The following is a 3,755-nucleotide window of genomic DNA, read 5'->3' as shown; positions in this document are numbered from 1 at the left end:
TTATTCTATTTCTCCGGTCATGGTATCAAGGATGAAAAGGGTTATCTTTACTTTGCAACGTCTGATACTCGCAAACAAAAAGGAAAGTTTATACCGCCTACTGCTCTTTCCTCCAATGATGTGCGTACTGAAATGGAAAATAGCTTCTGTAAGCGACAAATAGTGATTCTGGATTGTTGCTTTAGTGGAGCCTTTACCAAGGGAATGATAAGGAAAGGTGATGAAACTGTGGATCTTAGCCAATTAAGTGGTAGAGGACGAGCTATTCTCACCTCTTCCAATAGCATTGAAGATTCTTTGGCACCTGAAGGTTCAGAGCTATCAGTTTATAGCCGTTACTTAGTTGAAGGATTGAAAACAGGAGCGGGTGATTTGGATGGGGATGGTAAAATTTCGGTAGATGAGTTACACGAGTATGCTCAGGATAAAGTGCTAGAAGTATCTCCTAGCATGACACCGCAATTCTACTCTTTTTATTCGGATACATCTCGTATTTTTTTAGCTCTATCACCCAAAGAAGATATTAGCCTGAAGTATCGCAAAGAAGTTGAAGTAATTGCTCGTGAGGATAATGGAGAGATTCAGTTTATTAATCGTCAAACATTAAATCAGATTAGAATAAATCTTGGTTTATCCAACAGTCAAGCAAAAACAATTGAAGATGAAGTTATTGAACCTTATCGACTGCGAAAAGAAAAAATAAGTCGTTATCGGGAAGTTTTTGAAAAAACCATAAAAAATAATTATCCACTTGATCATAAAACTCGTAAAAACTTGAAGCGTTTACAGCAAGCTCTGAGACTCAGGGATGAAGATATAAACTTAATTGAAAAAGCAATTGTACCACAGCAAACTATAACTTCTTCACCGAAGAAATTCCCTGCGACAAAAAGTTCAGAAATTAAGTCCAAACAAAAATTACCATCAAAAAGCTCAAAACCCAAGATTGATTTACTTACAAAAAAAGGAATTGATTACACTAAGCTCCAATATTTACTAGCAAAAGGGATGTGGCAAGAGGCTGATAAGGAAACAGGCCAAGTAATGTTAAAGGCTGCTGGACAAGAAAGCATCGGTTGGCTTAATGATGAAAATATTGCTAAAATACCCTCTACAGACCTACGTACCATTGATCGTCTTTGGGTAAGTTATAGTGATGGAAGGTTTGGTTTTAGTATTCAAAAGCGTATTTATAACAAACTTGGTAAAAACTATACAAAGTTTGGCGATTACGTTAAATGGAGAAAAGGAGGAAAATGGTTGTATTGGCGAGAACTAAATTTCACGAAAGAAGCACCTGAGGGACATCTACCAAGCGGTACGTCCCCCTTAGGCGCAGTTAATGGGTTAATTTGGGATGGATTTAGGGTTATGACAACTCTTTTTTCCCGCCAAGATTTATAAAGCAAAACTTTTAGATGGAGATTCAAATGCCTCATTTAGCTGGAAAGTGTGACTGCGGTAGAGATATTCATTTCCCTAAAAGTGCAACACTAGGATATCGGTGGGAATGTCCTAAATATCGTCATCATCTAGTCCTGGTTGCAGTAAAATTATTGGTTTTGTTATAATAGCTATAATTTTATATATCATTTTTACTCTGATTACTTAGAAAGTCAATATGTGAAATGTACCTTATAAATTTAGGGTAATAATTCTAACAATTTTCTTGAAGTTAAATATCTTGACCAAGTCGTTAATGTGATTTTCCAAATGTCAAATTCTATTGTTTATGATGCGAATAGACAGCCGAGAAAACTAGGTACACAGATTGGCAGTGGTGGACAGGGTAACGTCTTTATTCTTCATGAAAATCCTAACATCGTGGTTAAAGTTTTTGATCCAAATAAGCTCCAAAAAGAAGGAAAAGAGTTGAGAGAAAAAATAACTACTCAAATAAAAATGTCGGATCTTATTAAAGAGCCTTATTTAACTTGGCCACAAATAGAAGTTTTTGATCACCAAGGTAAGTGGGTTGGGTATGCGATGAAAAGAGCTCAGGGAGAACCTTTGAGTAAACTTGCACATGCAGGGCTCTATCTTAAAAGCTTCCCTGGTATTGATAGAACTGGCATAGTTAAAATATTGCTTAATTTTTTGAAAACCACTAAAAAGCTTCATGAGAGAGGAATTTATATTGGGGATGTTAATTTGGGAAATGTACTAGCAGATCCTAAAACTTATAAGACATATCTGATTGATACTGATAGCTATCAGGTAACTAGTAGGTCAAAGATATTCCGGTGTCCAGTTGGAAGACCTGAAATGACACCAATTGAGCATCATGGGCAGGACTTTTCAAGTGTGACTAGAACTGTTGAGAGTGACTTGTTCTCAATAGCTATTTTGATGTTTCAATGTTTTATGCTAGGTTTACATCCTTACAGTCAGATAGGAGGTGGAAACCCTATTGAAAATTTGAGGAAGGGTAATTTTCCATATGGAAAAGGTAATCCTGCCCCAGGTCAAGAAGGTGCATTACCATCTGGCCCTTGGTATACCATCTGGAGCCATCTAACGTTTAACGTTAAAAGTCTTTTTATCCGAACTTTAAAAAATGGTGTAAATGATCCTTCTAATCGAGCATCTATTACAGAGTGGGAAAGAGTACTAAAAAGGTACTATTGGGCAATGGATGAAGGCCACAACACTAAAGAAATACGTCCCTCTCATCCTAAGTATAGCCAAGATAAAAGTAGTCAGTCTAGATCTTCATCGAACTAATAGTTAACCCAAAAACACAGTGTAAAAACAAGGAGTATGAAATGGCCGCTAACAACTATAACTATGACCTGATTGAAAATCCATCAGCGCGTTGCGCATGTATGTTGCTGTTAGATGTTAGCTACAGTATGCACGGTGACCCGATTGAACAGTTAAACAAAGGTGTTAACCAGTTTATTGAAGAAGTTTGCCTAGATGACTTTGCCTCTTTTGCTGTGGAACTAGGAGTTATCACGTTTGGGACTACCGTAACTGAACTTATTCCAATTCAATCTATTTCTAAAGTGAATACACCTGTATTCACAGCTAGTGGTGCAACATCTATGGGCTCTGCAATCCTCAGAGCTATTAAAGTCTTAGAGGCTCGAAAACAAGAGTACAAAGCAAATGGTGTTCCATATTACCAACCCTGGATCGTAATCATGACTGATGGTGAACCCACTGATGACATGGTTTATCCACAAGCAGCGAATCAACTGAGGCGACTGGGTGAAAGCGACAAGTTTTTAGTCTTTGGTATTGGTATTGGAGATCATTGCAATTTGAGAAAACTTGCACTGGCTTGTCCATCCAACCGTCCACCCAAAAGGCTTGATGGATATAGATTCCGGGACTTCTTCAAATGGCTTTCCGCCAGCATGGCACAAGTTAGCCTTTCCACTCCAGGTGTTGATTACATTGATGTACCTTCGACAAGAGGTTGGGAAAATATTCAAATATAAATATCGTATAAACTGAGCAAGCAAACGAGCAACACCATTTTTTACAATTATCAAGTCCTATGTTTCATTGCTCTAACTGCTTCATCTCTAGGATCATTACTCAAATTTTAGATTCATGGCAAATAGTGATGAACAAAAGTAAAAGCAAATCTAAATCTATTCCGTTTAATGACGAAGAGTTTAGTAGTTTATTACATAAACATTCGTCTAACTTAATTGCTGCCCAAGCAATAACATCCTCAAATACTGCAAGAACTAGAAAGTCTGTTGGGCATTACTACTACATCAGCTTGGATGATTTGATCGAAT

Annotated in this window: 4 protein-coding genes; all 4 read left to right on the top strand. The window is 37.2% G+C overall.

Annotated elements, in window-relative coordinates; translation table 11 throughout:
• On the top strand, nt 1–1,404 hold a 1,404-nt coding region (locus F6K57_RS39405), incomplete at its 5' end, for a GUN4 domain-containing protein (protein WP_293074181.1).
• Between the two features lie 309 nt (nt 1,405–1,713).
• Entirely contained in the window at nt 1,714–2,724 is a 1,011-nt protein-coding gene (locus F6K57_RS39400; protein WP_293074178.1) for a hypothetical protein, read from the top strand.
• Nucleotides 2,725–2,765: 41 nt separating this feature from the next.
• The gene (locus F6K57_RS39395; protein ID WP_293074173.1) at nt 2,766–3,446 is read left to right on the top strand and encodes a VWA domain-containing protein; all 681 of its coding nucleotides are present in this window, start codon (nt 2,766–2,768) and stop codon (nt 3,444–3,446) included.
• Nucleotides 3,447–3,574: 128 nt separating this feature from the next.
• Nucleotides 3,575–3,755, top strand: a 181-nt coding sequence (locus F6K57_RS39390; protein ID WP_293074170.1) for a hypothetical protein, incomplete at its 3' end; no start/stop codon positions are given.

Origin of the sequence: Moorena sp. SIO4A5 (assembly GCF_010672005.1) — a bacterium.
In the GTDB taxonomy this organism is placed as follows: Bacteria; Cyanobacteriota; Cyanobacteriia; order Cyanobacteriales; family Coleofasciculaceae; genus Moorena.
Note: the sequence above shows the minus strand (reverse complement) of the source record. Positions and strands in the feature narration are given on the sequence as shown.

Bases quoted from the DNA above. Each gene is read 5' to 3' on its own strand.
- F6K57_RS39400 (WP_293074178.1), top strand. From the start codon at position 1,714: ATGTCAAATTCTATTGTTTATGATGCGAATAGACAGCCGAGAAAACTA.
- F6K57_RS39395 (WP_293074173.1), top strand. From the start codon at position 2,766: ATGGCCGCTAACAACTATAACTATGACCTGATTGAAAATCCATCAGCG.